This is a genomic window from Streptomyces sp. (assembly GCF_035563135.1).
GTDB lineage: Bacteria > Actinomycetota > Actinomycetes > Streptomycetales > Streptomycetaceae > Streptomyces.
On the sequence record NZ_DATMVN010000854.1, the window covers coordinates 1 to 5,528 of the forward strand.

The 5,528-nt window shown below is 68.2% G+C and carries 6 protein-coding genes; 3 read left to right on the forward strand and 3 right to left on the reverse strand.

What is annotated here, in order from left to right; translation table 11 throughout:
• Window positions 1–550 precede the first annotated feature (550 nt).
• From VN520_RS37725 to VN520_RS37735, 3 genes are all read left to right on the forward strand, one after another.
• Window positions 551–1,807 carry a S8 family serine peptidase gene (locus VN520_RS37725; protein WP_325751466.1) on the forward strand — a complete coding sequence of 419 codons (1,257 nt, stop codon included), beginning with the start codon at window positions 551–553 and terminating at the stop codon, window positions 1,805–1,807.
• A 76-nt stretch (window positions 1,808–1,883) separates the two neighbouring features.
• Window positions 1,884–2,258, forward strand: coding sequence for a WXG100 family type VII secretion target (locus VN520_RS37730; RefSeq protein ID WP_325751467.1), 375 nt, complete (start codon window positions 1,884–1,886; stop codon window positions 2,256–2,258).
• A 65-nt stretch (window positions 2,259–2,323) separates the two neighbouring features.
• Window positions 2,324–2,623, forward strand: coding sequence for a WXG100 family type VII secretion target (locus tag VN520_RS37735; protein WP_325751468.1), 300 nt, complete (start codon window positions 2,324–2,326; stop codon window positions 2,621–2,623).
• Between the two features lie 144 nt (window positions 2,624–2,767).
• Here the strand turns inward: VN520_RS37735 and VN520_RS37740 are convergent, their stop codons facing one another.
• From VN520_RS37740 to eccCb, 3 genes are all read right to left on the reverse strand, one after another.
• Window positions 2,768–3,118 (reverse strand): hypothetical protein, encoded by a 351-nt coding sequence (locus VN520_RS37740; RefSeq protein WP_325751469.1) that lies wholly within the window; start codon window positions 3,116–3,118, stop codon window positions 2,768–2,770.
• A 210-nt stretch (window positions 3,119–3,328) separates the two neighbouring features.
• The gene (locus VN520_RS37745; protein WP_325751470.1) at window positions 3,329–3,592 is read right to left on the reverse strand and encodes a hypothetical protein; all 264 of its coding nucleotides are present in this window, start codon (window positions 3,590–3,592) and stop codon (window positions 3,329–3,331) included.
• Window positions 3,593–3,763: 171 nt separating this feature from the next.
• Window positions 3,764–5,528, reverse strand: a 1,765-nt coding sequence (gene eccCb, locus VN520_RS37750; protein WP_325751471.1) for a type VII secretion protein EccCb, incomplete at its 5' end; no start/stop codon positions are given.

The following is a 5,528-nucleotide window of genomic DNA, read 5'->3' on the forward strand; positions in this document are numbered from 1 at the left end:
ACCGCTGGCCGGTCCGGCGTCACCGGTGGCAGGCCCGTGGCAGCGGGCCACGCAGGTACGTCAGGAGCTGCCGGCCCGCGTGCCGACCGAGGAAGCGGCATCGTAGGCGGGACCCCGCAGCGCGCCGCTCCGGGCGTGGGCACGTTCGGGGGAGCTCGCAGTGCCCTACGTGGCACGGTCATCGGAGCCGGCGGCGCGACAGGGGCAGGAGGCCCGGCCGGAGGCGTCAACCAGCGGGGCGTGGTCGGCGCCGGCGGCACGATTAGTGCCTCTCGCCCTGGTGGGCGAGGCACTCCCAGTACCAACGGAGTTGTGGGCGCACCCCGTGGGGGCGATGCGCGGTCCGGCGCGAACGGGAAGGGCTTCACCCCCGGAGGCACAGGTCTCGTACGTGCCCCTGCGGGACGGAGGGATGCCGGAGACGAGGACCAGGACGACGGCGCACCACGCCCGGACTACCTGACGGAAGACAGAGAGACGTGGGAGTCCGGCCGGCGTGGATCCGCACCGCCGGTCATCGAGTAGGTACAGGGAAGGTTCGGAAGTCGGGATGACAGCAGTAATGAGCCAGGCCCGGAAGCGCCACAGCCCTCTCCGGTCGAGGGGACGCCTGCTCGGCACGATGGCTGTGGCTGCCGCGTGGAGTGTGGCCTTCTCGGGTGCTGCTCCCTCCGCGGCTGCCGCAGACGTGCAGTCCAAGCAGTGGTATCTCAGCGCAATGCAGGCCGAGGAGATGTGGAAGACGACCACGGGCGAGGGCATCAAGATTGCTGTCATCGACACCGGAGTCAACGCGTCCACGCCGTCACTGGAGGGACAAGTCCTCAAGGGGCTCGATACTACGGGTGTCGAGGGCGAGGAGACCGACGACTACGAAGGTCATGGCACCACGATGGCCGAGCTGATCGCAGGCACGGGTAAGGGAGGCGGCCTGAAGGGCCTGGCTCCTGGGGCAAAAATCATCCCGATGAGAGTCGCTGCAGCTGATTGGCACCCAAAGGGTTCTGTGAACTCCTTGGACACAGTGGATGCTATTCGTGCGGCTGCTGACAGTGAGGCCAAGATCATCAGTATGTCGTACGGCAACGATTTCATGCTGGATGAAGAACTCGAAGCGGTGCAGTACGCCCAAAGTAAAGGAAAACTGTTCTTCGCTGCTGTAGGAAATGAAGCGAAGGAAGGTAACCCGGTCAGCTATCCCGCAGCATATCCCGAGGTCGTAGGCGTTTCCTCGGCCGACCGTGCGGGGAAGGTGGCTGAGTACTCCCAGAACGGGAGTACGGTCGATATCGCAGCTCCTGGAAATGACGTTCCCTATTGGTGCGACGAGACCTTTCAGGGCTACTGCGAGGGCGATGGAGGAACGAGTGCGGCAACCGCCATCGCCTCCGCCTCCGCAGCCCTGGTGTGGTCCGCGCACCCCGACTGGACCGCCAACCAGGTACTCAACGTTCTCTTCGACACCGCCAGCCGCGACTGGGAGAAGGGCACACTCAGCAAGTACCTCGGCCACGGCCTGATTCGCCCTTCCATGAACATCCTCAAGGGCAAGGGCGCCCCCGGCGCCCCGGACATCAGCCCGCTCACCAAGAAGAAGACGTCCGGTTCGGCGGGCTCCGCCGCCCCGTCCGCACCGGCCTCGTCGCAGCCTGAGAAGAAGGAGAAGGCTGAGGACACCGCCATGGCAGACTCCGGCACGGAGAAGAACGATGGCGGTCAACTGGGCCTGATCCTTGGCGGAGCGGCCGTAATCCTCGTGCTCGGCGGCGGTGCTTTCGTGCTCGTCCGTAAGCGCCGTACCGCCTGACTGACCGTAGTTCCTCATACATACCCCCGGCGGGAACGCCGGACCGAAGAAGAGCACCAGGAAGGAAGCCAGCACCATGGCAGATCAGAAGCTTTCAGACGATGCGCTCATCAAGATCGAGAACGAGCTCGGCACGCGATTCGAATCCGTGAAGGGCCAGATCAAGACCCTGCAGGGGACGATCGACAGCCTCGAAGGCGCTTGGAGGGGCATCGGCGCCGCCGCTTTCAACAGCAAGCAGGATGAAATCAACAAGAGGATGGGCAACATCGCCGTCCGGATGGCCAACTTCCAGGAAGCGATCAAGGCAGCCCGCGTCATCTCGGGCAACACCGAAGACGAGATCAAGGCGGCTCTCCAGGGAGTCGACGTCGTCGAGGGCCACTCGGCCGGCGCAGAGGCCAAGACCGCGGCCATCACCCCTCCGCCCTCGGCGCTCAACTCCCTCTGAGCCCTGCGGCATCCGTACCACGTACGGACCATCTCACATCGAACCAGATTGAACTGGAGGACCGTATGCCGATCAACGACGGCACGATGGTTGTCACTTATTCGAGCCTGGAGCAGGCCGCCGGTGACATCGACCGGCAGAGCAGGCAGCTTCAGGAGGACCTCGCGGCGATCAAGCGAGTGGTTGCCAGTGCGTCCGAGCTCTGGGTGGGCGAGGCCAAGTCGGCGTACGACGCAGCGCAGGCCGGCTGGGACCGCGACGCCGCGGCCATCCAGACCGCCCTGACCGAGATCTCCCGCAAGGTGCGCGACGCCGGCGCGGCCTACCAGGGCGGCGACAGGCGGGCGAGGGCCAACTTCGAGTAGATCTCGGATGTGAACAGACAGGTCGGGGTGGGCACGCACGGGAGGTGCCCACCCTGACGTGTGCCGCGAGGTCGCCCCTGCGTCTCGGCGGGCGGAGGGGGCCGACATCGAGACGGCCACGGAACCGGGGGAGCACGGGCACGGTCAGCACCTGCGATGCCACCACGCCAACTCCGGATCTGCCATGGGCTCGTGGTGCGTACGTCGGAGCAGCATCTCGTCCAGGCGCTCGACCCGCACACGCAGTTCGGCGGCGGCCCTTGGCGGCAGCATGGTCAGAGCCTCCCGCAGCGTGTCCCGGGCCCAGCCCTCGCCGCAGCACGGACAGGTGAACTCCGCCTCCCACCGCCTCCACCGGCGTCCGGTGCCGTGGACGCGGGACGACCACACGCTCAGCGCGACGGACACCATGCCCGGCGTCAGTCGATCCCGCTCCAGCACGCGGACCGCCGCGTTCGCTGCCCCTGACAGGCCGGGGACATCGCGATACCGCACCCAGGGCTTCCTCCAGCCACGTTCCCGCAGCCGAAGTGAAGCCGGCGTTCTACGCGGCACGAGCCCTTCGAGCAGCAATCATGGACGGCATCCTGCCACAGCCAGGACCAGCCGGGCCCGGCCCAGGCCCGCGCCCCGGCTGAGCGCGTCGCCAGCGCCCACGGAGTTGTCGGCCGCGGGGCCCCGTCCCCAGGACCAGCCGAAGGACTCTCAGCAGGCGCCTTCGCGGCTCGTCACCGTGAAGTCGTACATCGGAACGGTCACCGAGCCGGCGCCGCCTGCCACACCAGGGGGCTCGTAGCCCCCGTCCTTCGAACGCGTGCGTACGACGTGGACGCAGAAGGCGGCGTCCGCCCCTGCCGCCTGGACCGTGCAGTCGGCGTCGGAGGGCTTGTTCGAGGCTGCGGCGCCGGCGTCCACACCGCTCTGCGGGGCGCCACCACCGCCGTTCCCGACGACCTCTTCCTCGATCATCTTCACGATCTCCTGATCGAAGCCGCTGTCGTCACCGAAGATGTCGCCGAGACCCTACGTGCCGTCGAGCTCCGAAGTGGCCTGAGCGGGCGGGTACGGAGCCGGGGGCGGAAGCAGGGAGGGGCACCGGGCGCCCCGCTCCCTCGCCCGATCTGAACCGGGTGAAAGACCCTAGCCGTCCACGAGCCCGGACTGCACCAGCGGATTGCCACGCCGCCGGGTGACGAACACCCCGCGCCCCGGGGGCATCGGGCGTGGGCGTACGTTGCCCAGGATGTCCCCCTCGGTGGGGTCGCCGGACAGCATCACGCCCTGCGCGCCCAGTTCGAGGATGCGCTGCATGAAGGGCTCGTACAGCGCACGGCCCGCTCCCGCCGTGCTGCGGGCGATGATGAACCGGACGCCGACGTCGCGGGCGAACGGCAGCATCTCCGTGAGCTTGGCCAGCGGGTTCCCGCTGGACGTGGAGACCAGGTCGTAGTCGTCGACGACCACGTACACCGAGGGGCCGCTCCACCAGCTGCGGTCACGCAGCTCCTGGGCCGTGACGTCGGGCGAGGGCGTACGGCGCTTCATCAGGTCGTACAGCGCGTCCGTGTGGTGCTCCATGTTGTTGGACATGGGCACGTACTCCGCCAGGTGCGTCGCGGGGGTGACGTCCAGGAGCGCCCGCCTGTTGTCGATGACGAAGAACTTGGCGGCGCTCCCCTCGTACCGCTCGGTCAGCTGCTTGATGAGCAGGCGCAGCAGATTGGACTTGCCGGACTCGCTCTCACCGAACACCAGGAAGAACGGGTCCCGCTCGAAGTCGAGGAAGACCGGCTCCAGGTTGTTCTCGTCGATACCGAACGCGATGCCCCGGTCCGGCTGCGCGTAGCCCGCGGGCAGTTCGTGGGCCGGGAGTTCGCGGGGCAGCAGCCGGACCGCGGGGGCGGGGGCCGCGGTCCAGTGCCGGGCGGCCTCCTGGTTCATGGCCGCCGTGGCTTCGGAGAGGTCGCTGTCGGAGTTGATGCCGTCGATCCGCGGTACCGCGGCCATGAAGTGCAGCTTCTCCGGCGTGAGACCGCGCCCGGGTACGCCGGCGGGCACGTTGACCGCGGCCTTGCGGTCCAGCTCGGAGTCCATGACGTCACCGAGCCGCAGTTCCAGCCGGTTCATCAGATGATCCTTCAGATTGGCCCGGACCTCCATGGAACGCGACGCCGTGACGATCAGGTGGATGCCGTACCCGAGGCCGCGCTGCGCGATGTCGACGGCCGCGGATTCCAGGCCCTCGTAGTCCGTCCGGAAGTTGCCCCACCCGTCGATGACCAGGAAGACGTCGCCCCACGGCTGGTCCGCCGCCGAGATCTCGCCACGCGCCCGCAGCCTGCGGAAGGTGGCGATCGAGTCGATGCCCGCGCTGCGGAAGTACTCCTCACGGCGCGCCATGATCCCGTACACCTCGGCGACCGTACGACGCACCCGTTCGGGGTCGAGCCGGGACGCGATCCCTCCGACGTGCGGCAGACCGGAGACCGAGGCCAGGCCGCCACCACCGAAGTCGAGCCCGTAGAACTGGACCTCCTGGGGGGTGTGGGTCAGGGCGAAGCCCGCGATGAGCGTGCGCAGGAGCGTGGACTTGCCCGACTGCGGACCGCCGGTGATCTGCATGTGGCCCGCCGCACCGGAGAAGTCCCGGTAGAGCGTGTCGCGGCGCTGTTCGTACGGCTTGTCGACCACACCCAGCGGTACGACGAGACGTCCCGAGCCCTCGAAGCCGGGCTGGGTCAGACCGCGGCCCTCGACCGCGGAGAGCCCCGGCAGGAGCTCGTCCAGCGACGGCGGGTTGTCCAGCGGGGGCAGCCACACCTGGTGCGCGGAGGCGCCCCGGCCCTCCAGCCGGCGCACGATCACGTCGAGCACCGTGTCGGCCAGGGCGTCGTCCTCGGCCTGA

Bases quoted from the DNA above. Each gene is read 5' to 3' on its own strand.
- VN520_RS37745 (WP_325751470.1), bottom strand. From the start codon at position 3,592: ATGATCGAGGAAGAGGTCGTCGGGAACGGCGGTGGTGGCGCCCCGCAG.
- VN520_RS37735 (WP_325751468.1), top strand. From the start codon at position 2,324: ATGCCGATCAACGACGGCACGATGGTTGTCACTTATTCGAGCCTGGAG.
- VN520_RS37730 (WP_325751467.1), top strand. From the start codon at position 1,884: ATGGCAGATCAGAAGCTTTCAGACGATGCGCTCATCAAGATCGAGAAC.
- VN520_RS37725 (WP_325751466.1), top strand. From the start codon at position 551: ATGACAGCAGTAATGAGCCAGGCCCGGAAGCGCCACAGCCCTCTCCGG.